22 protein-coding genes are annotated in these 22430 nt (G+C 62.2%); 12 read left to right on the top strand and 10 right to left on the bottom strand.

Annotated elements, in window-relative coordinates:
- Positions 1-31: 31 nt before the first annotated feature.
- From atpE to EJO71_RS29305, 3 genes are read right to left on the bottom strand one after another with little or no spacing between them, the layout of a single operon-like run.
- Entirely contained in the window at positions 32-298 is a 267-nt protein-coding gene (gene atpE, locus EJO71_RS29315; protein WP_170855569.1) for a F0F1 ATP synthase subunit C, read from the bottom strand.
- Between the two features lie 57 nt (positions 299-355).
- Complete coding sequence (gene atpB, locus EJO71_RS29310) at positions 356-1225, bottom strand: F0F1 ATP synthase subunit A (RefSeq protein ID WP_093206375.1); 870 nt, start codon at positions 1223-1225, stop codon at positions 356-358.
- Between the two features lie 4 nt (positions 1226-1229).
- Positions 1230-1715 (bottom strand): ATP synthase subunit I, encoded by a 486-nt coding sequence (locus tag EJO71_RS29305; RefSeq protein WP_125952260.1) that lies wholly within the window; start codon positions 1713-1715, stop codon positions 1230-1232.
- Positions 1716-1872: 157 nt separating this feature from the next.
- Here EJO71_RS29305 and EJO71_RS29300 point away from each other — a divergent pair, with 157 nt between their 5' ends.
- The 6 genes from EJO71_RS29300 (at position 1873) to EJO71_RS34490 (ending at position 7794) form a co-directional block, all read left to right on the top strand.
- Positions 1873-2766, top strand: a complete 894-nt coding sequence (locus tag EJO71_RS29300; protein WP_125952261.1) for a D-amino acid aminotransferase — start codon at positions 1873-1875, stop codon at positions 2764-2766.
- Positions 2763-3071 (top strand): DUF493 family protein, encoded by a 309-nt coding sequence (locus tag EJO71_RS29295; RefSeq protein WP_125952262.1) that lies wholly within the window; start codon positions 2763-2765, stop codon positions 3069-3071. The genes EJO71_RS29300 and EJO71_RS29295 overlap by 4 nt, the downstream gene beginning before the upstream one ends.
- Positions 3068-4282 carry an MBL fold metallo-hydrolase gene (locus tag EJO71_RS29290; protein WP_240651557.1) on the top strand — a complete coding sequence of 405 codons (1215 nt, stop codon included), beginning with the start codon at positions 3068-3070 and terminating at the stop codon, positions 4280-4282. Before EJO71_RS29295 ends, EJO71_RS29290 begins: the two co-directional genes overlap by 4 nt.
- On the top strand, positions 4279-4971 hold the full coding sequence (lipB, locus tag EJO71_RS29285; protein ID WP_125952263.1) for a lipoyl(octanoyl) transferase LipB: 693 nt from the start codon (positions 4279-4281) through the stop codon (positions 4969-4971). The genes EJO71_RS29290 and lipB overlap by 4 nt, the downstream gene beginning before the upstream one ends.
- Before the next feature lie 7 nt (positions 4972-4978).
- Complete coding sequence (gene lipA, locus EJO71_RS29280) at positions 4979-5983, top strand: lipoyl synthase (protein ID WP_125952264.1); 1005 nt, start codon at positions 4979-4981, stop codon at positions 5981-5983.
- A 65-nt stretch (positions 5984-6048) separates the two neighbouring features.
- Complete coding sequence (locus tag EJO71_RS34490) at positions 6049-7794, top strand: hypothetical protein (protein ID WP_164546928.1); 1746 nt, start codon at positions 6049-6051, stop codon at positions 7792-7794.
- Positions 7795-7803: 9 nt separating this feature from the next.
- On the opposite strand, the gene EJO71_RS29270 is transcribed toward EJO71_RS34490, so the two are convergent.
- From EJO71_RS29270 to EJO71_RS29255, 4 genes are all read right to left on the bottom strand, one after another.
- Positions 7804-8076, bottom strand: coding sequence for a hypothetical protein (locus EJO71_RS29270; RefSeq protein ID WP_125952265.1), 273 nt, complete (start codon positions 8074-8076; stop codon positions 7804-7806).
- Positions 8077-8255: 179 nt separating this feature from the next.
- Entirely contained in the window at positions 8256-9851 is a 1596-nt protein-coding gene (locus tag EJO71_RS29265; protein ID WP_125952266.1) for a hypothetical protein, read from the bottom strand.
- 152 nt (positions 9852-10003) lie between these two features.
- On the bottom strand, positions 10004-10570 hold the full coding sequence (locus EJO71_RS29260) for a hypothetical protein (protein ID WP_125952267.1): 567 nt from the start codon (positions 10568-10570) through the stop codon (positions 10004-10006).
- Positions 10571-10574: 4 nt separating this feature from the next.
- Positions 10575-11063, bottom strand: coding sequence for a DUF4230 domain-containing protein (locus EJO71_RS29255; protein ID WP_125952268.1), 489 nt, complete (start codon positions 11061-11063; stop codon positions 10575-10577).
- Positions 11064-11316: 253 nt separating this feature from the next.
- Between EJO71_RS29255 and EJO71_RS29250 the strand changes: the two genes are divergently transcribed.
- Positions 11317-12612 (top strand): hypothetical protein, encoded by a 1296-nt coding sequence (locus EJO71_RS29250; RefSeq protein WP_137860859.1) that lies wholly within the window; start codon positions 11317-11319, stop codon positions 12610-12612.
- A gap of 39 nt (positions 12613-12651) precedes the next feature.
- On the opposite strand, the gene EJO71_RS29245 is transcribed toward EJO71_RS29250, so the two are convergent.
- Positions 12652-13443 (bottom strand): hypothetical protein, encoded by a 792-nt coding sequence (locus EJO71_RS29245; RefSeq protein ID WP_125952270.1) that lies wholly within the window; start codon positions 13441-13443, stop codon positions 12652-12654.
- The gene (locus EJO71_RS29240) at positions 13440-15563 is read right to left on the bottom strand and encodes a hypothetical protein (protein ID WP_125952271.1); all 2124 of its coding nucleotides are present in this window, start codon (positions 15561-15563) and stop codon (positions 13440-13442) included. Before EJO71_RS29240 ends, EJO71_RS29245 begins: the two co-directional genes overlap by 4 nt.
- Before the next feature lie 764 nt (positions 15564-16327).
- Here EJO71_RS29240 and EJO71_RS34870 point away from each other — a divergent pair.
- From EJO71_RS34870 to EJO71_RS29215, 5 genes are read left to right on the top strand one after another with little or no spacing between them, the layout of a single operon-like run.
- Positions 16328-18664, top strand: a complete 2337-nt coding sequence (locus EJO71_RS34870; protein ID WP_240651558.1) for a hypothetical protein — start codon at positions 16328-16330, stop codon at positions 18662-18664.
- Entirely contained in the window at positions 18661-19629 is a 969-nt protein-coding gene (locus EJO71_RS29230; RefSeq protein WP_240651559.1) for a metallophosphoesterase, read from the top strand. Before EJO71_RS34870 ends, EJO71_RS29230 begins: the two co-directional genes overlap by 4 nt.
- 31 nt (positions 19630-19660) lie before the next feature.
- Positions 19661-20110 (top strand): HAD domain-containing protein, encoded by a 450-nt coding sequence (locus tag EJO71_RS29225; protein WP_125952273.1) that lies wholly within the window; start codon positions 19661-19663, stop codon positions 20108-20110.
- Entirely contained in the window at positions 20107-20343 is a 237-nt protein-coding gene (locus EJO71_RS34865) for a hypothetical protein (RefSeq protein ID WP_240651560.1), read from the top strand. Before EJO71_RS29225 ends, EJO71_RS34865 begins: the two co-directional genes overlap by 4 nt.
- Positions 20336-21685, top strand: coding sequence for a HipA domain-containing protein (locus EJO71_RS29215; protein ID WP_164546929.1), 1350 nt, complete (start codon positions 20336-20338; stop codon positions 21683-21685). Before EJO71_RS34865 ends, EJO71_RS29215 begins: the two co-directional genes overlap by 8 nt.
- Positions 21686-21818: 133 nt before the next feature.
- Here the strand turns inward: EJO71_RS29215 and EJO71_RS29210 are convergent, their stop codons facing one another.
- Positions 21819-22427: a hypothetical protein gene (locus tag EJO71_RS29210; protein ID WP_125952275.1), complete on the bottom strand. Its 609-nt coding sequence runs from the start codon at positions 22425-22427 to the stop codon at positions 21819-21821.
- Positions 22428-22430 lie beyond the last annotated feature (3 nt).

Below are 22430 nucleotides of genomic sequence, written 5' to 3'. Positions count from 1 at the left end.
AGAACGACGACGCAGGTCCGACGAGAAAGACTTACTTCGGCAGGTTGGCGATTTGCGACAGGAACGGGTTGGCCGTTGCGAACCACAGGGCGATACCGGTGCCGATAATGAACGCGGCGTCGATCAGACCAGCCAGCAGGAACATCTTGGTTTGAAGTTCACCCATGAGTTCGGGCTGACGTGCGGCCGACTCGAGGTACTTGCTGCCCATGATGCCGATGCCGATACATGCGCCCACAGCGCCCAGACCGATGATCAGGCCGGCGGCCAGTGCAACAAAGCTAATAACTTCCATGATGACTCCTAGAGGACTTTGGTTGAAGAGAAAAACAAAAACAAGAACGAAAACTGATGATCAGTGGTGATCGTGGGCCTGGCCGATGTAGACCAGCGTCAGCATCATGAACACGAAGGCTTGCAGCGTGATGATCAGGATGTGGAAGATGGCCCAGGCCGTGCCCGCGATGATGTGGCCGATGGCCAGGCCGATGCCGGTGGCCGACATGGACCAGGCACCACCCATCAGGGCGATCAGCAGGAAGATCAGTTCGCCGGCATACATGTTGCCGAACAACCGCATGCCGTGCGAGACCGTCTTGGCGACGAACTCGATCATCTGCATGGCGAAGTTGAAGGGGTACAGGGCCCAGTGGTTGCCGAAGGGCGCGGTGAACAGCTCGTGGACCCAGCCGCCGGCACCCTTGATCTTGATGTTGTAGTAGATGCAGATCAGCAGCACCGCCACCGACATGCCCATGGTCACCGAGAGGTCGGCGGTAGGCACGACGCGCAGGTAGGCGTGGTGCGGGTCTTCGCCGGCGATGTGGAAGATCTTGGCCCAGATTGCCGGGAACAAATCGACCGGGAACAGGTCCATTGCGTTCAGCAGGAAGATCCAGACGAAGATGGTCAGGGCCAACGGAGCGACGAACTTGCGGCTCGTGGCGTTGTGGACGATGCCCTTGGCCTGCTGGTCGACCATTTCGACGAGCAGTTCGACAGCCGCTTGAAAACGGCCGGGAACACCCGAAGTGGCCTTGCGGGCAGCCAGCCAGAGCAGCCAGCAACCCAGGATACCGAGCGTGATCGAAAAGAAGAGCGAATCGAAGTTGAAAACCGAGAAGTCGGCCACACCTCCAGGCTTGGAGCTTTGCAGGTGCGTCAAGTGGTGAACGATGTATTCACCAGCGGTCTGACCATGTTCCGCAGCGTTTTCAGCAGCCATTCCGTTACTCGTCTCTCAGTTGCCGGCGCCGGGGCGAGAACATCACCGCCAACCAGGCCGCCTTCATTGTCACCACCAGGCCGATCAGCATTGCTGGCCAGCTCAGCGCCGTAATCAGCCTTGGCGCAGCGATCAGCATCGCCACCGACAAGGCCATCTTGACCATTTCCCACAGGAAGAATCCGAACACCGCAGTGCCCGGATTCAAGGAAGAAAACCTGCCGGTCAGCCCGCGCGCGAAAACCGCCGACGGAACAACCACGGCGATCGCGCCGTATGCGGCGGACCAGCCCAGATTTTGCCTCCCAGTCAGCCCCCAGGCGGCCAAAGCCACCACCAGACCGACAACCAATTGCCCCGCGATCACCCGCCATGGGGAGACCGAAGGGTTCTTTGCTCGCAGTTCACGCGCCTCATCGGCGGTCAACGGCTTGAATTCTGCGTCGAGGTCTTCAGCGACCTCCGAGTCTTGACGGGCGATTGTTTTCATTTCGAATGAAGCCCGGATGACGACCCAGAATTTCTACAAAGCCATTGATTATAAGTAAAAACCCAGCCTGTCCCGCCATCCGCGCTGTCGCGCATGCAAATCGGCCCCGCATTCCCTGACGCGAACCCGACGCGGCATGCCCCACCATAATTCCTCCATGCACCCTATCACCGACGCCCTGCCCGCCACGCTTTGTTACCTCGACGGCGAGTACACCGCCCTGCGCGACGCGAAGATCAGCGTCCTCGACCGCGGCTTCATCTTCGGCGACGGCATCTACGAATACGTCCCCGTCTACTTCGGCCAGCCCTTCTGTTTCGAGGAGCACATGGCCCGCCTCGACCGCTCGCTCGCCGAGCTGCAGATCGAGAACCCGCTCTCGCTCCCGCAGTGGCGCGAGATCGTGATGCGCCTCGTGGCACCCGGAGGCGATGAACCCCAATCAGTGTACTTTCAGGTGACTCGCGGCGTGGCCCCGCGCGATCATGCAATGGTGCGCGGCCTTCGTCCGACGGTGTTCGTGATGGTGAACCCGCTGCCACCCATCTCCGACGCCATCCGCGCCAAGGGCGTGGCCTGCGTCACCGCCGCAGACTTCCGCTGGCAGAAGGCGCACATCAAGAGCACCAGCCTGCTGGGCGCCGTGCTCGCGCGGCAGATCAGCGTGGAGGCCGGCGCGGCCGAAACGATCATGTTCCGCGACGACTGGCTCAGCGAGGCCTCGTCGAGCAACGTGTGGATCGTGAAGGACGGCACGCTGACTGGCCCACCCAAGAACAACCTCGTGCTGACCGGCATCCGCTACGGCCTGTTCGAGCGCCTGTGCAAGACCCTCGACATCCCTTTCGCGCTGCGCCCCGTTTCACGCGAAGAGGTGTTCGCCGCCGACGAAGTGCTGATCTCCTCGGCCAGCAAGGAGCTGCTGCCGGTCGTCACGCTCGACGGCAAGCCTATTGGCAACGGCCGCCCCGGCCCCATCTACGACAGCTTGTACAAGGCCTATCAGCAGGCCAAGGTCCGCAACGCACAGAAGCATGGAGCCCCGGCATGACCGATGAAACGACCACCACCGAAACCACCTCGATCCCCGATCCGCGCAAGGAATCGCTGATCGAGTACCCCTCGCAGTTCCCGATCAAGGTGATGGGCGCGAAGGTCGACGGCTTCGTGCACGCCATCACGCAGATCGCCGAGCGCTTCGACCCCACCTTCGACGCCACCACCGTCGAGCTGCGCGACAGCAAGGCCGGCAACTACCTGGGCGTGACCATCACCGTCACGGCCACCAGCCGCGAGCAGCTCGACGACATCTACCGCGCGCTGTCCTCGCATCCGATGGTCAAGGTCGTGCTTTGACCTCTTCGCGCTGGCGGCACGTCGCGGCGGCGCTGTGCGCCGGCGGCATGGCGGCCGCCTGCTCGACGGCACCCAACCCCTACTACGACGCCAGCCGCGGGCACCACCGGCCCGACGGCTTCCAGGACAACTACATCGAGTTCAAGCCGAAGAACTTCTTCACCGACGTGCTGATCGGCTGGCAGCTGCCGTCGTGGTTCAAGGGCCTGCCGCCACCGCCGAGCGCACCGCCGCCGGTGGTCTCGCCGGACCTCGCCTTCCTGCGCGCCAACACAGGCGCAGCCTCCCGGCCCGCCGCCACCTTCATCGGCCACGCCACAGTGCTCGTGCAGGTGCCGACAGCCAACGGCAGCCTCAACGTGCTGACAGACCCGGTGTTCGGCGAGCGCGTATCGCCGGTTTCGTTCGCCGGCCCCAAGCGCTTCCAGCCGCCCGGCGTGCCACTGAAGGACCTGCCGCGCATCGACCTCGTGCTGATCAGCCACAACCACTACGACCACCTCGACGAGGGCAGCGTGAAGGCGCTCAACGCGCAGGCCGGCGGACCGCCGCTCTTCGTGGTGCCGCTGGGCATCGCGCCGTGGCTGGCCGAGCGCGGCATTGCGAATGCAGTGGAGCTCGACTGGTGGGACAGCGTCACGCTGCCTGCCACCGGCGGCACACCGCAGGCCGCACAAGCCCGCATCCAGCGCAACGGTGCGGGCATCGCCACCGACACGCCCGACGCGGTGCAGGTCTTTCTCACGCCCGCCCAGCACTGGAGCGCGCGCGGCCTCGGCGACCGGATGAAGACGCTGTGGGGCGGCTTCGCGCTGCTCTCGCCGAAGATGCACGTCTTCTATTCGGGCGACACCGGCTACTCGAAGGATTTCGCCGACATCCAGGCCCGCCTCGCGCCGCGCCAGGGCAGCGCGCAGGGCGGCGGCTTCGACCTCGCCCTGCTGCCCGTGGGCGCCTACGAGCCGCGCTGGTTCATGACCGACCAGCACGTCAACCCCGACGAGAGCGTGCGCATCCACCGCGACCTGCATGCCAAGCGCAGCCTCGGCGTGCACTGGGCTACCTTCCCGCTCACCGACGAGGCGCTGGACCAGCCCCCCAAAGATCTGGCCCTCGCCCGCAAGGCCCAGGGCGTGGCCGACGACGCATTCTTCACCCTCGCCATCGGCGAGACCCGCACGTTGCCCGCCCGGCAGCAGCCCACGCCATGACAGACATCGCCACCGCCCCCATCGAGCTGCTCGCGCTGGGCCGCGTCGACTACGCCGACACCTTCGCGGCGATGAAGCAGTTCACGCTCGAGCGCACGCCCGACACGCCCGACGCGCTATGGATTGGCGAGCACAACCCGGTCTTCACGCAGGGCATCGCGGGCAAGCAGGACCACATCCTGAACCCCGGCGCCATCCCCATCGTGCAGACCGACCGGGGCGGGCAGGTCACCTTCCACGGCCCCGGCCAGGTGGTGGCCTACCCGCTGATCGACCTGCGGCGCGCGGGCTACTTCGTCAAGGAATACGTCTATCGCATCGAGGAATCGGTGCTGCGCACGCTGGCCCACTTCGGCGTCACGGGCCACCGCGTGGCGGGCGCGCCGGGCATCTACGTGCGGCTGGACGATCCGTTCTCCCACGCCGCGCTGGCCGGCCCGATGCCCGCAGCCGACCCGTTCCGCGGCCTCGGCAAGATCGCCGCGCTGGGCATCAAGGTGAGCCGCCACGCCACCTATCACGGCGTGGCGCTCAACGTGCGGATGGACCTCGAACCCTTCTCGCGCATCAACCCTTGCGGCTATGCAGGGCTGCAAACGGTCGACCTTTCTACAATCGGCATCCAAACCACATGGGAAGAAGCCGCCGCGGTGCTGAGCCAGAAGCTCTCCACCTTCCTGGCGCCTTGACACACCAATGAGCACCACAGAAGTCGTCCGCGACGCCCAGAGCGCCGAAACCTACAACCCCCTGGCCAAGCAGAAAGCGGCAGCCAAGCTATCGCGCATTCCCGTCAAGGTGGTGCAGAGCGGCGAGGTGCTCAAGAAGCCCGACTGGATCCGCGTCAAGGCCGGCAGCCCCACCACGCGCTTCTACGAGATCAAGCAGATCCTGCGCGAAAGCAACCTGCACACCGTCTGCGAAGAGGCTTCGTGCCCGAACATCGGCGAATGCTTCGGCAAGGGCACGGCCACCTTCATGATCATGGGCGACAAGTGCACGCGCCGCTGCCCCTTCTGCGACGTGGGCCACGGCCGCCCCGATCCGCTCGACAAGGACGAGCCGATCAACCTCGCCAAGACCATCGCCAAGCTGCGCCTGAAGTACGTGGTGATCACCAGCGTCGACCGCGACGACCTGCGCGACGGCGGCAGCCAGCATTTCGTCGACTGCATCAAGAATATTCGCGAGCTCTCGCCCGCCACGCAGATCGAGATCCTCGTGCCCGACTTCCGCGGCCGCGACGACCGCGCCCTCGAGATCCTCAAGGCCGCGCCGCCGGACGTGATGAACCACAACCTGGAAACCGCGCCGCGCCTCTACAAGGAAGCGCGCCCCGGCAGCGACTACCAGTTCAGCCTGAACCTGCTGAAGAAGTTCAAGGCGCTGCACCCCAACGTGCCCACCAAGAGCGGCATCATGGTCGGCCTGGGCGAAACCGACGAAGAAATCCTGCAGGTCATGCGCGACATGCGCGCCCACGACATCGACATGCTGACCATCGGCCAGTACCTGTCGCCCTCGGGCTCGCACCTGCCGGTGCGCCGCTACGTGCATCCCGACACCTTCAAGATGTTCGAGGAAGAGGCCTACAAGATGGGCTTCAGCCATGCCGCCGTGGGCGCGATGGTGCGTTCGAGCTACCACGCGGACCAGCAGGCAGGACACGTTCTGGCCGGCGCTGACAGCAACCAGAAGTGAGTGAGAAATACCAGAAGTCGGTGAGAATTTTCAGAAGTATCTGAGAATCTCCCGAGGGAAACGCGTTGGGACCGGGGTTCACTTTTCCCAAGCCGCTGGAGCCGATCGACTCAAAGATCAAGGTCTCCGCGTTTCCCGAAGGCCCCCAGTTGTGGCGCATCGACTGGTTCGGCCCCATCGCCTATCCAGACCGCTACGGACGCAATCGCCAGCCATCCGTCCTGGTCTTCCTCTCCCGTGTCGATCCTCAGTCGTGCACGTATGAAGGCCAAGAGCACCACAGCCAGCAGAAAAAGGTGTGGGTCTCCGTCGGCACGACGATGATGCTGCGCATCGGCGACGTATGGAAAGACCAGCGCCCGCATTTCGAGCCTGCGCACACAAGCGTGACCTTTCGCGAACTGGCCATCAACTCGTCGACGCTTTCCCTTGTGAAGGCCGGCTCAGGAAGAGCGGACGGCAGCTTCCTGCTGCCGATGGACGAGCACCCCTGGCACATGAACAACACGCACTCCTACTGCGCGCAGGTGGAGATGCCTTCGGGGAAGTCGCTGCTGATTCCGTGCATGGAGCTCGTCCGCTTCTACTTCGGCTCCTCCAGCGCACTCCTGTCCAGGCTGTTTACTCCGCCTCTCTCGACGGAGATGCTGTACAGCGCCTACGGCTACGATGAGTACGGCAAGCTCGTGATCACCCTGGCGGATTTCCTCCCCGCAGCCAGCGCAGAAGACGTCGCCAGAATCGCCACCAGCAAGATCGCTCTCCATGCCGCACAGCTGATTGGCAGTTCGTGCCAGCAAGCCTCAGCCATCGGTCAGGATATCTATCCCATGGCGAGGTTTCCCTTTGAGGGGAAAACCGACCTGAAAGTCGCCGGGAGATGGCTCGATCCGCAGGGCGCGGGCACGTTCCTGGTCTATCGGATCGAGTCCTGCAGCCATCCATTCCCGTTCAAGGCACTCAAGTACCAGCTCAGCACCTTGCAGAAGCCAAGGTACAAACCAGGCCCCGAGCATCGGGCGGCCCAGGCCGCCGCCGACAGCGGCAGCGCGGGCACAAGACCCGCCAAGGACCCGGGTCTGGTCGAAACGGACGCATCGAAGTCGCTAGCCCCCCAGACATTTCGCAGGCCCGCAACACGCAAGTTCACGGATCTGGAAAACAAGCGCGTGTGGGGGACATCGATCGCCAAGGAGCTCCCCCTCGAGCAGGCGGTCGGGCAATTCCATCCTTCCGTGGAGGCACACGCGCTGGGAGGGCCGGGCTCAGACGAGCGGGTTCGCCCCGCCGAGTTGATCGAGGCTTCGGAAAGTCGCGTCCTTCAGATTCCCCCACCACCGTTCGCAAAGGTACTGCTGCAAGCCATGGAGCTGCAGCAGGCTGTCAACGTCGAGTTGCTGACCACCACGCGCGATGGTTCAAACGTCGTTCCACTGGAACTCCTGTCCGATGAAGACGGCGTGATCGCAGATGAACTCATCGTCAGGGACGGATTCCGGCACAGGCCCAGGCGCGCGATCGCGTTTGCTCTTCGAGCTCCGGGAGGCGACAGGACTTTGATGTGCATCGTCGTGGAGGCTGAAACCATCTTCCCGCTGATGTACCCGATTCAATCGACAGAAGAAGCCGGCATTGATATGCATGCGGAATTCGAAACCGCATTCAGGCACTGCGCGGCAGACTTCATGCACGCGCAAGCCAGCGCCACGACCGACTTGCCCGAATCAGGCTTCAAAGTCGCAGTCACCGCTACAGAGGCAGCTCAGAGCCTTGCCTCCTGGATCACCAGCCTTTTCAAGCGGCCAGACTAAGAGCAAGGGCTAGAAGCGCAGGATTGGCGATGGCCCCAGTGGCTTGCGCTGAAACGTGACCGGCGGTTGCCAGACCGGTGGAAGGAAATGGCTGCGAGGAAGCATCTCGCACTTCGGCATTTCGACAACGCGGGGCTTTGCGGCAACGGCAGGCTGCCTCTTCGGCCGCTGTCGCAGGCAGCCCTGCACCAACGCGTCGATCTCATCGACGCTCAGAGCCTGCGCCAGCTTCTTCGCCTGCCCGCGCTTCTGCCGCCTCTTCCGCATGGGGTAAGTCGTCATGACTCAAGGCAAGCTTCCCCGGCAACTTCCGTTCCTGCGCCGAAACGCCGGAAGACGCCCTGATGACATTTGCCCCACCGGATTCACTGGCCTGCTCCGGCGAGGAAGTCACGAAGCCTTGCTCTCGGTATTGCGCGAGAACCGCTACAACCCGATCTTCTGACCCGGCGTTCAGCCGCCTAGGCCTGACGGCTGAGCACGTAGGCCCAGATATCCTCCGTGTCCTTCAGCCACCCTCGATAGGCAGCTTTCCAGCTCGGTGCCGAAGGCGCATCGCTTTTCTTCGGCCCGAGATAGGTGTAGTTGAAAACCTCCCAGAACCTTTGCAGCTCTTCCTGGCGCAGGCCATGCTGGGTTTCCATGCACAAGCGCATCGCTCGCAGGGCCTGTGACTGCAGGTCGAAGCGTCCACAAAAGGGTGTCCCGCGCAACAGCACCCACTCGCGCTTGACTTCATGGAACAGGCGCCAGGCCGGCGCAGCCTGGCCCAGCGGGGCGGGCTCATCCGGCGAGGTCGCCGCTGCCTGGATCAAATGCACAAGGAACTGGTTCTGGCTCTTCGGGTTGCCGCGGGGTGCCAACGGCGCTAACTTGATGGGGATGACGAGAGGGGCGGTCAGCCAGGGGCGGATCTCATCGAACAGCGCCTTGCGACTGGACCAGAGCTCGGTGGCCGTGCTGGTCGAGAAGCGCTGCAAGCCCGGTCGAATGATGTTCAGCAGGTCGACCTTGCGGGTCTCGATGGCGCGAACCTTCTCGACATACTTTTCGATCTTCCGTGCATTGCGCTTGGGCTGCAGTCGCAGAGACTGCAGGATCTGCTCGTAGCTCCCCAGATCCGCTGGATTCTCGGAAGGCCCGTAGTTGGCCGCCAGCAATTGCCAGCGAAGCCCCTTTCGCTTGTGCAGGTGGTCATTTTCCAGATAGACCGTCTTCATCCCCATCAGATGGGGCAGCTCAAGAATGCCGCTGTTCGTGCCGATGCTGACCGAGTCGGGGTTCAGCGCAATGATGATTCGCAGGAAGTACAGCTGCGCCGTCGCATCGCGCTTGCCCGGGAAGTCGTGGTCCCAGTACTGGACCAGGGTGACGTCGAAGTGAGGCACGACCTCACCGTCGACGGAGGGAGGAAGGCGTACAGGGTCGCCGATGAGCACAAGCTTGCGCTTTGGATCGTTCCGCCGGATGACCACCATCATCTGTGCCAACATGGTTTCGTTGGTGTCGAGCCAAGGCCCCTGACCCGAGATCTCACCGGACTTGCGGCCCCAGAAGAAGACGTACTTCTCACCTTTCTTGAGCTTGCTCTCGTAGTACGCCTCGATCTGCTCTTTCATCAGGTGCGTGATGGCATCCTCACTGAACAGGGCGTCGATGATCTGATCTTGCGGATGGCGAGGCGGCTCGGGTCCGCCAAGCCGGGCGATCGTCTCCCGGTAGAAGTTGGCGACGGCCGCCGTAGAGCCGCTGGTCTGGGGCGTCAGGTAATCGTCGCTGGTCGTCACCCGTTCTGGCCGCAGAATGCCCGCCCGGAAAAAGGCGGCCATGTCATCGCGCCGCCTCATCTGGGCGGCATGAATGGCCTTGCGCACTGCCTCATCCGAGTCGAGTTTGTGACCATGGCGGATGCCAAAGAGTTCCACCAGCGTCAGCCCCTTGCGCAGCGCTTCGGACCGATAGTCACGCAACACCAGCTCGGTCCCAGGGAACACGACGACCGACATCTCGAGGTCTGAGACGAGCGATGCCTTGGTGATGTACTGTTCACCGGACATGTGCGAAGGTATGCGTAGCTGTGGCATTGGAACCTTGAAGTTGATAAGCGTCCCCGCCCGCCTGGCTCGTGTCCGAAGACGCCGTAAGACGACGGCGAAAGAGGCGCGGGACGCTCACGCCGCTTGGCATCGTCCGCGAGGCGTCTCGCTACCTAGGAACCCTTCGGGGATAACGGCTGCTTGGTTGGCATGCGCGCAGGAAAGGCTGCCTTGACTGCAGCGCACATGTCGGTCTTGACCTCTGAACCCGCGATGAGCCGCTTCTGCTCCTCGAGGCACAGGGGGATCACCAGCTGGCTGAAATAGATGCCGTAGCGTTCTTCCTCTTTTTGATAGGCATCGAATCGCTTCTTGTAGGTGCCTCCGATCAGAAGACCAAGCACCATGGCTGAAAGCAACGCGATCAACGCAACGGAAGAAAGCGTGCGCAATCCTTGCGTCTTGACGGACTCCTTGGCATGCACGTAGGCCACCAGTCCCGTCATCAGGCCGATCATGGCCGTGAGCAGTGTCTCGGTGATGGGAGACCGGCTGTTGCCCGCGACGACGCCGACGACGTACCCGCAGAAACTGAGGCCGACGATGAGAATGGATGACTCCTTCCAGGGAGTCGGCGAGAGCCTGCCGAGTGCCAGAGCCGCCGGCAATGCCACGATCGATACGACAGCCAGTCCCGGAAGGTACAGGTACAGCATCCCCGTAATCAGATCGTTCAACATCGCCTCACCTCGATCCAGACAGGCCTTGCCTTTTCAAGTCCCGATAGAGGTTGATGGATTTGCCGTAGTCAGCGATCCCCTTCGAGTAGTCCGCGCTGTTGATCTTGTTCAAGGCCCTCTCCTGCTCGAGCTGGGACCGTGATCTCTCCATGTCTACACGGAACTCCTCGAGCTTCCTGTCTGGCTTGTTGGATTTTTCTATGAAGGCCTTCAGCTCGTCGGAATCGGTATAGAACCGCTCCTTTCCAGGCATCTGCCAGGGAGACGGGCCCGTGACGGGAGTCGGAGGAGGAAGGACAGGTAGCGACCCCGGGCCGGGCGTTGTGTGCCAGGGATTTACTCCGCTGGGAGCCTCACCTGAACGAACAATGGGAAGCCCAGATCCTGAGGTTTGCTGGCCGGCTACCCCAAAAGATGCGACCAGCAGCGTCCAAACAAAATTCCTCGCTTTGAACGCCTCGATGAATGCGCGCGTAGCAGTGATTTTGTACATACCAATCCTCCCGCCCTGTAAGAGTTTTCCAGACGACCGGACGACACTGGACCTACACCACCATCATTAGTGCAAGCGATCATCATCGCCTTGCAGCCTACGAGCATCGGATTTCGCTTGCCTCCCACAAACACGGGAGGGCACGCCCCCTGCGTCTGCACGAACATGCCGCGCGAAATCCCGCACGCGGCCTGCCAGTTCGCAGCGCCAAGTATTCTCTTGAACGGGATCGTCCACATATCGGAGGTAGGGTTTGGAAAATATTGTCTTGATGGCCATCGGCCTGGTGGTCTTGCTCGGGGTCGTCTATGGGGCCTTCCTGCTCGGCAGGAAGAAAACCACAGCGCAGAGAGCGGCACTTGCGTCTCCACCGGCTACGCCAACGCCCACTCCAGCACTCACTCGGCACAGCGACATCGAATCGGCCAACTTCGAGCTCCTGGACGATCAAGGACAGGTTGTTATCGCCAGCAGGCAACTGGATTCCATGCCCAAGGGCGGATTGGAACTAAGTCCCACCGACGGTACCGGCAAGCTTGTCACCCGGCTCGCGAGCGACTTCTTCAAGGCAGCGGTCAGCATTCCAGGCAAGACGGTGGAGATCGTGTTTCAACCGCACATCCAGGAGGGCTTGCGCGATGGCACCTTTCGCCTCATGAAGACCGAAACCGGCGAGGTGCTGGCGGACGCCATCAGTAGCACGTCCAAACAAGTCGTTGGAAAAGGGCGAATCGTCCAAACGGGACAGGTCAAACAACTGGCGGCCGGCGCCTTTCAGCTCGTCAGCATCGCGGTAGCCCAGTCCCACCTCGCGGATATAGAGCGTTCCCTGAGTGCATTGAAGGGCGGAATCAGCCAGATCCAGGACAGTCTCGAGGCCTCTGAAGTAGCCAGCATCAAGGGGGGCCTCACCTATCTGCAGAGCGTCTCAGAGCTCCTCAAGTCGAATGGAAGCCCGGATCAGCTGAGCATGCCGATGCAGGTCACCATCGCTCAATTGGTCATGTCCTCCAATGTGTGGCGCGAGAAGCTCTTTGAAGATGTCCGCAGCCTCACCAAGCGCATCCAGAGTCAACAGGACGCGGACACCTGGGGCGGAACGGAAAACACCTTCCAGGCACTCCTCTCGCATCTTGAGACCACGGACAAACTGGCAACGCGCCATAGCCTCTACACCGAATTCATGAGGCTTCTGGACTTCCTGCTCATCTACATCGATCCGCTGAAAAAGAACTATGCCCGGCCACAGGCCGAGGGGCCCCAGTGGGAGGAGCTCTTGAGCCGCCTGCGTAGCGATCTTGCATCGAAGGCGGACCAACTGATCAAGTCACGATTCAACAGCGATGAGATTCTTCAGGCGCGCAAGGACAAGGTCAATCTGAAGATGGAAAAATTCCAGAAGATCGGCTTGGAACAGCTTCGAGCCTATGAGGTTTTCTCCCTCAACCTGAACGAGCGCCTGGACCGCATGCTGTCTTCCTCGGAAGGCGTGAGACTGGCGATCTCGTTCGACACCAATGGCGAGGTGAAGAGGGCCTCGCTGCAATAAGTGCTCAGGGGCCTCGCTTGTACGCACTCCTCGCAAGCCTCAATCCCGCGCCGCCCGCTGCGGCGCAAGCTTCGATATCAGTGCGCGAATTCCGTGTCCAATCTGGACAGCCACTTCCGCGCTGGTGAACGCGAGCAGCGCTGCGAGCCAGGTGAGCAGGCCCACCGTGCGCCACTGCGCCTCGCCGAGCGCGTAGCCTATTAACAGAAAGCCCCCCGCCACCGCAAGGAGTCCCGCGAAGCGCCAAGCCAGCGCTTCGCTGCGCTCAAGCGCTGGGATAGCGAGACGTGCAAAGAAGGCTTTCCAGCCAAGCACTAGCCACGCTGCGCCGAGAGTGCCCCATTTGAGAGCCGTCAGCAGGCGCAGGTCCACCAGCATCGCATCGGCCAGCACCCCCGCTTTCGAATCCTCGGCAGCGCGCATGATGACGCCGTTTTCCACCAAATCGACCAGCCCCGCGAAGACCTGTATCGCGATCGCCAGATGAAATGACAGATTGATGTCATCCCGGCCATCATCCAATCGACCAACTCGCGCGAACACACGCCTCGCGAAGAAGATGAACAAGCCGACGTAGCCAGGAACGATCAGCATCGAGTCGACGAGCAGCACGCGCCGCAGCAGTACGAGCGACTCTCCCCAGCGGGCACGTACTTGCGAGAACTCGAAGGGGCGTGCAGCCTGGCCAAGCGCCTCCAGCGCGTTGCCAGGCGTCATCCAGTAGACCAGCCCGGCACCACAGAGCAACGCAACCCACGCGAGTAGCAGCCATGGTCCACGCGCCCGGTGAAGACGCTCACGCAGAAGACGCACCAGAATCCGGCTCTTCATGGCTTGGGCTCGCAGACATCGCTGGCTGACGTTCGGCTGCACGCCGCCGTTGCAACCGTCTCGCGCACCTTCTGAACCACGTCAAGCGCCGCGTCGTCCATGAATCGGACCGCCTGCCTGGACAGCGACCAGCCGAGCGCAGGGTCGGCGCCTTTCGCATTCGCCGGCATCGGTATCTTGATGACGTTGCCTGGGCCGAAGCGCATCTGGGCTTCCGCCAGCATGATGCGCGTGTGCGAGTCACGCACACCGACCAGCGCGCGCACTGGCGAGAACAAATCATGCAGCAGGCGAGGGGCAGAAAGCTCCGGCGGAGGCTTGTCTTTCGGTGCCTCACCAGGATCGGCGGCTGCGCTGTTGGAGATCACCAGCAACACGGGGCGCAGCTGGACGCCGGGCACCTCCTTCTTGAGCTCCTCCTGAAGCCCGCTCAAGGCGATGAACAGATCCAGCGCCGTCTGGATTCCGGAGTTGTCGAAGTACCCCCCATCGACCAGACGCATGCGCGTGTGAGGCTGGTGGTGCCGGCGAAAGGCCTCGGTGCGGTCTTCGGGATGGCGCCCTTCATATCGCGTTCCCCCCTGCCCATCGCGATCTTCACTGTATTCGACCGAACCGGGCGGGCTCACGATGGGAAAGCGCGCGCTGTGGTGAACGAGCCCGCTCAGCGGCTGCGTCGCGGTGGTCCACTTGGCATCCATCAAGTCCTCCACGTCGCGGCCCCAGTGTGTGGCCCCGCCAGGCGGCGGCTTGATGAAGGTAAGGCTCACCGGCGCCATGATGCCGCGCTTGCCGGTTTCCACCACGGTCGTGTTCATGAATAGAAGGGGCAGCTGCGGGCACCCCGCATAAAGCGCGCCCAGCGTGTGCTCGAAAGGCCGTCCCGGTACTTGCGAATGCGCGCGCTGCCAACCTTCCTCCAGCCCACGAGAGCGATCGAACCACGGGTAAGGCCAGGGCCAGAAACTCTGCATCAGGTCGTAGTAGAAGAGCCCCGCCAGCGCCGGTGAGAGGAAGTCCCGCGACAGCGCCACCGTCGCGGTCGTTGGCGGATCACTGGGGGGTTCGGCGGAAGCTGGCGGCGGGCACAGCCTGCCTCGCCTGACGGCCAGCCAGGACGCGAGGCCCAGCGAGCCACCCGATACCCCCGAGAGCGCGAAGACATGGCGGCCGGCGTCGAAAGACGCTCCGACAGGGCTTGGCTCGTGCAAACGATCAAGCACCGCCGCCGTCCAGTAAGCCGCACGAATGCCCCCGCCCTCGCTCGCGACGATGATGACCGGATAGACCCTATCCGGCCCCGAATGGGCTGCGCTCGATGCCACGCCTTGCGCGGCAAGCCATGCCCACAGTGCCTCTTTCAGATCGGCCCGCTCGGCTGCGGGGTAGCGGGCATCGGGCGCATCGCGCAGTGTGTGGTTGTCGTTGTGCAAGCCGGCCAGCACTGCCCATACAAGAACCACCACCGCGAGAGAGGGAACGCCCCGCTTCATGGGCAGGTAGGTCAGCACCAAGGTGCCGATCAGGTTGATGGCCGCGATGGCCAGCGCGGGAGCCGCAGCGCTGCCCACGACTCGCGGCCCCGCCAGCGGTACCAGCGTGAAGATCAGCGCCAGCATGACGAGCACGCCGGAGCCCCACCAGAGCACGAGCTTCGTTTCAGTCGGCAAGGGCGCGCGCATGGGCAACGTCGTGGGTTGGCCGAGCCGACGAAAAACCCTTCGTCGACCCACAAAAAAGGCAAACATCGCCGCGGCGATGGCGACAAAGCTCGCGCCCATCAGGTATCCCGCCATCCGCACCGGTGCCTCGGCAGCACAGCAGTCAGAAGGAAGATTGCGCAGCACGCACACGGCTACCAGCATCGGCACCGCAGCGCCCGCCGCGCGTGGCAGCTGGACGCGAAACCATCCTGGCCGCACACGCCGGAAGCACACACCGGCCAGCTGCACAGTCAGCATCCAGCGCATCGTGTACCAAATCGATAGCCCCAGCGCGATGGCAGCAAAGCCCAGGAAGGTTGCGTCGTTGAGACTGAACTCCTCGCCCGGGCTCAGTGCCTCGACAACGTGTCGCAGCACGTCCTTGCCCTGGTCACTGAAGATCAGTCCGAACCACAAGAGCAGGGAACCGACCGGAAAGAGGCAACGTACAAGCCCTCGCAGCGCATCGGCCGCGGGCCTGCCAATAAAGGTCCGAGCGCCCCAGCGCGCCCATCGCACGATGCGTAAGAGTGGGTTTCTTCTCCTCATGTTCTCTCCCACGGCGACCATTCATTTGCTCGGTCGCAATTCGAGGTTAGGCGACCCAGAGTATCTGGAATTCTGGCGCTCGCTCCTTCGAGGGTCGTGTCCTTACTGGCAAAGGTATCTCGATCGTTCTTCTCGTCGAGCGCTGCCCAAGCTCGATCAATCTAGCTCTGGTCACAGGAGAAAGACATCCCCTGATTTGGTGATGCCAAGCGGCGGGCTCAGATGCCTAATGAGGCTGGGGTAGACCTTCTTGTGAAGAAATCCATGGCTGCGCGTTTGTGCGACAACCTTCGCAAAATTTGCAAGGCAAGTCCAGATCTTCAAAAAAAGATCCCGAAAACACGACTTCCAAAAGTCGTAGTTCTTGGCTAGATTCCGACACAAAGATAACGCCTTGGATGATCGATGACATCGAAGGCTGCACTGTATTGAGAAGCGGTTGACGCTTGGAGGGGTGCGGTGAAAGAGGGATATTCAGTCCCCCAGGAGATGACGTTCGCTCGCGCAGGGAATCTCGCTTGCATTACGTCAACGGGGATGCCAGCCACATTGGCAGGTACGGTGGTTTCTGGAAACCGCAGCGCTGTGTGTGTTGCGGTTGAAAAGATTTCCGATTCCGACTGGCTCGCGCAATGAGCGAAGTGCTTGCGCAGTTCGAAGAACGCCTTCGGACACACTTCTCCCAACTGGCTCAAACGAAGGCGCCGGGCGGGCACCGCCTTTTCGCCTTGGAGCATTGTCTTGAGCAAGAGGAGGTTCAGACTCTGTCGAAACAGCTCGGCAAGAGCCTCGGCAAGCGCGGGATGGTTCGGGACTTCAAGCTGTCGTGGATCGTGCACGCCGCGGAGCATGGGTACAACTTCGATGGCCAGGAATACTGGCATTCGTTTGCCCAGCGTACGGACAACTGGGAGTCCTACGGTGATCGGGCGTGTCTGCGCAACTGGTTCAGGAGTTTCTGCAAGGAGTTCGCCGGTGTGCAACCTCAGGGCGTGTGGGCTAAGCACTTCAACTACATCGCCTGGCCCATCGCGAACGCGCTGCTTCCGCGGGATCTGCAAGAGCATCTCGCGCAGACGATCTACTACGCGCGCTTCAACCTCAGGACCATCGTGCACCTGCATCCGGAGGCCACCGGCAAGCTGATCGCCCAGTACGCCTACAACCCGTCTTCAAGGTTCCGGTTTCTGCTGGCGCAGCATGATCTGGTTGGCCGACTCGTGCACACTCTATTGCAGGGCGATGGTGGTGGGCAGATCTCGATCCATGGGCCGACCCTGCAACGAATCACCGCGGACCTGAACTCGCGCGGCCTTGCGAGGACTTGGCTCAGCCAGGCCCAGACGGCGTACTCAACGCTGCAATTCCAGTTGCCGGACATCAAGCAGCAGTACTGGCCGTCATCCCCGCAGGACAACACGGCCGCCCCGGCGGAAGTCACCATCGGAGAACGGCAAGGGGTATTGCTTCGGCCGTCCATCGAGTTGCGCCGAACCGGCGTCGACCAATGGAATGCAGTGCTTAACGTCCCGTCATTCCAGCCCCTGGTCGATGCTCAGCCCGAGTTCGGCTCGCATCTGGAGAGAGTCCGCTACACGATGCCTGCCCATGGTACGGCGCTTTTTCTCGGACGCACATTGCTGTCACCTAGTGGGGTGCAGTGCCTCCTGGCGAGCTGGCCTGCGCAAAGCCAGTGCGTCCTGAATTTCAACGCCGCTGAACCGTTTTTCGACCAGATCGTCACCCCGGAATGCCAGATCCGCTTCGCAAAGGTCTGGCTCTTCCGGCGGCTGGACGATGGGACCGCCAAGCAGCTCGCCACCGCCCACGTCGCCGCAGGCGAAACCTACCTGGTGGTGTCACAGGACGCCACGCGGATCACCGGCCTGGGGCGCCCCGTCTCGTTGAACTGCGCCGGGGTGAGCTGCGTGGAACTGGTGCTGGACGACGTCGTTTCGCAAGAGCAGACCCGCATGCTGGAACGCGCGGGCATCTCCACGCACTCGAAGATTCGTGTTTCTCCCCTTGGCTTGCTGCCGCGGCAATGGGGAGAAGACGGCCTCGGGGTGTGGCTCACCAGCGAGACCCCCTGCTTCACGATCACGCGCGATCACGAGTTCGATGCCTATCAGATCGCCATTGACGACGGGCAGAGGCAGGTCTTCGAGTGCGATCGCAACGCGCCCACCATGAGCTTCATGCTGGAAGACTTGGGCGTGGGACGTCACAAGATCGCCATAGCGACCCGCATACAAGTCGATTCGCCGACCGGCCCATACCCCAGGACACAGCGAAGTATTGAGCTAAACCTGTATGTGCGCCCACCGAGCGCCTGGACCCCGGGAAAGCTTGGCATCAACGCGATGGTCGTGGACGTTCACCCGCCGACGCCCTCCATCGATGACCTGTTGAATGGCCGTATCGTCCTGACGGTGGATGGAGATCGGGCTCGGCGTGCGACATGCACGCTGGTCCTCACCGATGCATCGGACGAAGCGCTTTCGTCGCGCTCGATCATCCAGAACGAGCGCTTGCCGGTGACGCAGGCGGCTTGGGAAGAACGCTTGCGCGACTTCCTGAATCAGACCTCCGACGAGCAGACCTACCTGGAGGCTGCGGGTGGCTACATCCATGTCGATGCCCAGGACCTCGGGGAATACCGAGTCGCGCTCCTGCACGATCCCGAGCCGCTGCGTTGGGGCATGAGCGTCTCCAGGACACCGGATCATTGGAGCCACGCCGCAGTTCGACCCCGATGCGGCCGTTCAGCATCGGCGCCAGTTGGAGATCCAGGCCTGGCTTGGGGGAACGGCCGCGGGGACGCGGAGTGGGTCGCGCTCGACGATTGGCCTGAGAGCTTTGAAGCGGGCTTCGCGCGGCTCGTGGTCACCGATCCCAAACGGGCATTCGACCAGGACAGCTGCCAGGAGTTGCGCGCGCACTTCCTGCGGTTCGCGGCTGGCCGATGAGCCGCCATTCGGCAAATGAAATGACACCGCGCATCTCGTTGAACCTTCACGCGCAATCCGAGCGCATGCAGTCGGTGCCCAAGCTGATGTTCTTCGGCGACCCGCACGGCGATCTCGAGTCCGTGGTCACCGCAGTCGAGCACTGCCGGCCTGAAGCCATCGTGCTGCTGGGCGACATCCAGGCGCGCCAACCGCTGCACATTGAGTTGAGCCCAATCCTGGATCTCACTGAGGTCTGGTTCATTCACGGAAACCACGATACCGATTCGGACACCGACTACGACAACCTGTGGGGATCAGAGCTTGCGGATCGCAACTTCCACGGACGCATCGTCGACATCGCCGGGTACAAGATCGCGGGCCTGGGCGGCATCTTCCGTACCAAGATCTGGGATCCGCGGCGGCCGATCGAGGAGGCTGCGTTCGAATCGAGCGACGCCATGCGCCGAACCATGAAGCGCGAGGAGCGCTGGCGCGACGGCATTTCCCGCAAGCATCGATCCTCCATCTTCCCGGTCGACTACCAGCGACTGCTGCGCAGTGGTCCCGCCGACATCCTGGTGGCCCACGAGGCGCCGTCGGCCCACCCGCATGGCTGGCAGGCGATCGACGAGCTCGCCGAGACGCTCGGCGTCCAACTCGTAGTTCACGGTCACCATCACCAGAACATCGACTATCGCGCTACAGGGATGCAGAGTGCTGCAGCACCGTTCCGCGCCTTCGGGATCGACATGGGCTCGCACCTGGCATGGCCGCTGGACTCGCAGGGGCAGCTTGAGTCGGATGGTCTTCCACAAGACCTGTTGGATCTCGCTACCCAGACCTTTGGCGCGGAGGCCCGAACCTGGCTGGACAAACCCCATGAACTGCTCAACGGCCAGACGCCCGCAGTGTTCGCAGCCGCGGGCGGCTTGGACAAGGTGCGATCGATGCTCAACGCTATCCAACACGGCGGTGTCGTATGAGGACCGGTGAAAGTGGGCTGGGAGGTCCAGAGTGATCCTGTTCCTCGATTTCGATGGCGTGCTGCATCCGGAGGGGGAAGATCACATCCTTAACGGCGTCGACTTCTGCTTCCTGCCGCGGCTCGAAGCGTTGCTGCGCGAGTTCCCGCACGTGAAGATCGTGATCAGTTCGTCCTGGCGCGAGCATCTCCGCTACAAGACATTGATGAAGCCCTTCTCCAGTGACATTCGAGCTCGTATCCTGGGGATGACCCCGTACCCGGGGTGCGGACTTCCTCCGCCGTACAGGCCGCGTGAAGGAGAAATCCTCGCCTGGCTCCAGATCCACGATGCCGTCAACGAGCCGTGGGTTGCGCTCGACGATGCCTACTGGCAGTTCGATCACTGCAAGGACCACCTGGTGGCGTGCGGATCGTTCACCGGCTTCGACGACAAGGCCAGTGCCGAGCTTCGCGCGCGCTTTGAAAGGGCATCCCGATGAAAGTGTGGATCCTTTCCGATCTCCACCTGGAGTTCGCGCCCTTCGAGCCGGTGCCCGATCTCGAATTCGATGTTGTCGTCCTCGCCGGCGACATTCATTCGCCGGCCAAGCGCGCCGTCCAGTGGGCAGCGGATCGCTTTCATGGCAATCCGCCTGGCTACTTGAACCGGTCCTTGAGTCAGCACGAGGAGTTCGATAAAGATCTCAACCCAGTGCATGTCATCGATGTCTGATCCTGCGCGTGAGACCACGACCATTCAGGTCCATCTGCGCGGCCAATGGCGCACTGCTGCCACCATCCAGGCCCTGGGCTCTGACCGTTGTCGCTTGGAATATCTCCCGGAGTACGTCTTCGGCATCGACGATCCGGTGTCGATCGCATTCGGCCTTTCCCTCGGGCTGGAGCCGGACAGGTTGGTGGACGGCCCAACAGGCCTCGAGTTCGATCGGCAAGCCTGCGCATTCCTCTACGACCTCGTGCCACAAAGCGAGGGTCGAAAGTACCTTCTCCAGCGCTTGAGGCTTCAGGACACGGAGAACTTGGTCCTACCGCTCGCCATGGTCGGCGCCTTCAATCCCATTGGCTGCTTGCGATTCGACTCGGCACTACAGTTCTTCGATGAGGAAGCACAGCACGACCGCGGCACCGCAGCGGTGGTGGGGTTCTCAGCGAAAGAAGTGCTCGGTCGCACTGAGGAGTTCCTGTCCCATCTGTCAGAGCATGCGATGCTGGCGTCCGGCACCACCGGAGTTCAGGGCGTATCTCCCAAGTACCTTCTGAACACCGACGAAGAGGGGCGCTGGTTCCCGGACATGGCACTATCCGACGACCGCGCTCGCATGCACTGGCTTCTCAAGCTGCCACGCGGCAAGAGCAAAGCAGATCGGACGGTGCTGCGAAATGAAGCCGCCTATCTGCGTTTGGCCGCGGCATGCGGGCTGCGCACGACTTATGCGCCACAGTTACACGGTGACGTGCTGTTCGTGCGTCGCTTTGACCGCCTGCTGGTTGAGGGTCGCCTGCATCGCTTGCATCAAGAAAGCTTGGCGAGCGTGTGCGATCTGCGTGGCTTCGGGCAGCCCAAGAGCCAGCAGGGACTGTTGCGTGGCCTGCGGGCAGTGGTGGCCGCCCCGCTCAGCGAAACGATCGAATTCATGCTGCGCGATGTCCTGAATCTGGCGATGCGCAACACAGACAACCACGCGCGCAACACGGCGGTGCAGCGGCTACCGGACGGGACGGTGCAACTCACACCCATCTTCGACTTTGCTCCGATGTTTCTTGATCCCGAGATCATTCCGCGCAGTTGCCATTGGCAAGCCAGCGACGGCAAGGTTCAACGCGTCTGGACGGAGATCGTTGAAAGCCTGGAGGTAGCCGACAGTGAGCGAGGCACGATCGCCGAAGCCCTGCATCGCTTCGCGCCGAAGGTTGCCGCTCTGCCTGAAATGGCGAAAGACTGTGGCGTCGAAGCGCAGGTCATCGAGGCCTGTCGGATGACCATTGATATCCAGGCGCAGCAACTTGATTCATTGGCAGCCCTGGTGCCCAGAGGGGAGTCCTCAAATGCTTGACGCGCCGGGTCCGCGGCCCTGCTGGCGAAGGGCAGCAGCGACGAATGCAGGAATCTCATGGTGATCGCGTATCTCGATGCAGGCCTGATTGATGAATTTCTCTCGTGCAGCTTCTTGTCCACGTGGAACTCCATCAGTAAGTCCTGCTCCAGACAAGAAAGATGTCCTTCCGGAAATTGCTGTCCTTGTTGCCGGGAATCTGCTCGTCCCGCGTTGGAACGGACATCGCCGTGTAGACGCTGATGGTGCGGTTGTCTACTTCGAGATAGATGTCTGGCGAGCCTGCGACCGGACCGGCGTAGAAGTCGGCCATTTCTTCCTTGCGCAGGTTGTGCCAGATCAGTTCGTCCTTGAATATCTGGCCGATGTCGATACTCGCCACATGCGCCACGCCATCCTTCGATTTCCAGCGAACTTCGGCCGGCTTCGGGAAATTGCGAATATCGAGTTCCGTTGACCCCCACGCCTTGCGGCCAATGCCAGCCGGCTTGGGAGGCGAGATTTCATCTTCGGCTTCGTGCACCTGATAGTGACCGTTGTACACAACGGTGCAACCGATGGTGTTGTAGCAAAGCGCCTCGAAGTTGTGGCGCTTAAAGTGAAGAGGGACTTGCCGGGTCAACGCAGGTGGCTCGATGTTCTGCGGATTATCAAGCGGCACGGCAGCGTCACACCCTGTTGAAAGCGCAACCATGAAGCCAAGTACCAGCGACGCTCGAAGCCAGAAGCACGAAGTCTGCATTGA

The organism is Variovorax sp. 679, assembly GCF_003952185.1.
In the GTDB taxonomy this organism is placed as follows: domain Bacteria; phylum Pseudomonadota; class Gammaproteobacteria; order Burkholderiales; family Burkholderiaceae_C; genus Variovorax.
The sequence above is the reverse complement of the archived record's forward strand: the minus strand, read 5'-3'. Positions and strand labels throughout refer to the sequence as shown.

What these genes read in the sequence shown, in the direction of transcription:
- atpB (WP_093206375.1), bottom strand. Translation starts at nt 1,225, where the DNA reads ATGGCTGCTGAAAACGCTGCGGAACATGGTCAGACCGCTGGTGAATAC.
- EJO71_RS29305 (WP_125952260.1), bottom strand. Translation starts at nt 1,715, where the DNA reads ATGAAAACAATCGCCCGTCAAGACTCGGAGGTCGCTGAAGACCTCGAC.
- EJO71_RS29300 (WP_125952261.1), top strand. Translation starts at nt 1,873, where the DNA reads ATGCACCCTATCACCGACGCCCTGCCCGCCACGCTTTGTTACCTCGAC.
- EJO71_RS29295 (WP_125952262.1), top strand. Translation starts at nt 2,763, where the DNA reads ATGACCGATGAAACGACCACCACCGAAACCACCTCGATCCCCGATCCG.
- lipB (WP_125952263.1), top strand. Translation starts at nt 4,279, where the DNA reads ATGACAGACATCGCCACCGCCCCCATCGAGCTGCTCGCGCTGGGCCGC.
- lipA (WP_125952264.1), top strand. Translation starts at nt 4,979, where the DNA reads ATGAGCACCACAGAAGTCGTCCGCGACGCCCAGAGCGCCGAAACCTAC.
- EJO71_RS29270 (WP_125952265.1), bottom strand. Translation starts at nt 8,076, where the DNA reads ATGACGACTTACCCCATGCGGAAGAGGCGGCAGAAGCGCGGGCAGGCG.
- EJO71_RS29265 (WP_125952266.1), bottom strand. Translation starts at nt 9,851, where the DNA reads ATGTCCGGTGAACAGTACATCACCAAGGCATCGCTCGTCTCAGACCTC.
- EJO71_RS29260 (WP_125952267.1), bottom strand. Translation starts at nt 10,570, where the DNA reads ATGTTGAACGATCTGATTACGGGGATGCTGTACCTGTACCTTCCGGGA.
- EJO71_RS29255 (WP_125952268.1), bottom strand. Translation starts at nt 11,063, where the DNA reads ATGTACAAAATCACTGCTACGCGCGCATTCATCGAGGCGTTCAAAGCG.
- EJO71_RS29245 (WP_125952270.1), bottom strand. Translation starts at nt 13,443, where the DNA reads ATGAAGAGCCGGATTCTGGTGCGTCTTCTGCGTGAGCGTCTTCACCGG.
- EJO71_RS34870 (WP_240651558.1), top strand. Translation starts at nt 16,328, where the DNA reads ATGAGCGAAGTGCTTGCGCAGTTCGAAGAACGCCTTCGGACACACTTC.
- EJO71_RS29230 (WP_240651559.1), top strand. Translation starts at nt 18,661, where the DNA reads ATGAGCCGCCATTCGGCAAATGAAATGACACCGCGCATCTCGTTGAAC.
- EJO71_RS34865 (WP_240651560.1), top strand. Translation starts at nt 20,107, where the DNA reads ATGAAAGTGTGGATCCTTTCCGATCTCCACCTGGAGTTCGCGCCCTTC.
- EJO71_RS29215 (WP_164546929.1), top strand. Translation starts at nt 20,336, where the DNA reads ATGTCTGATCCTGCGCGTGAGACCACGACCATTCAGGTCCATCTGCGC.
- EJO71_RS29210 (WP_125952275.1), bottom strand. Translation starts at nt 22,427, where the DNA reads ATGCAGACTTCGTGCTTCTGGCTTCGAGCGTCGCTGGTACTTGGCTTC.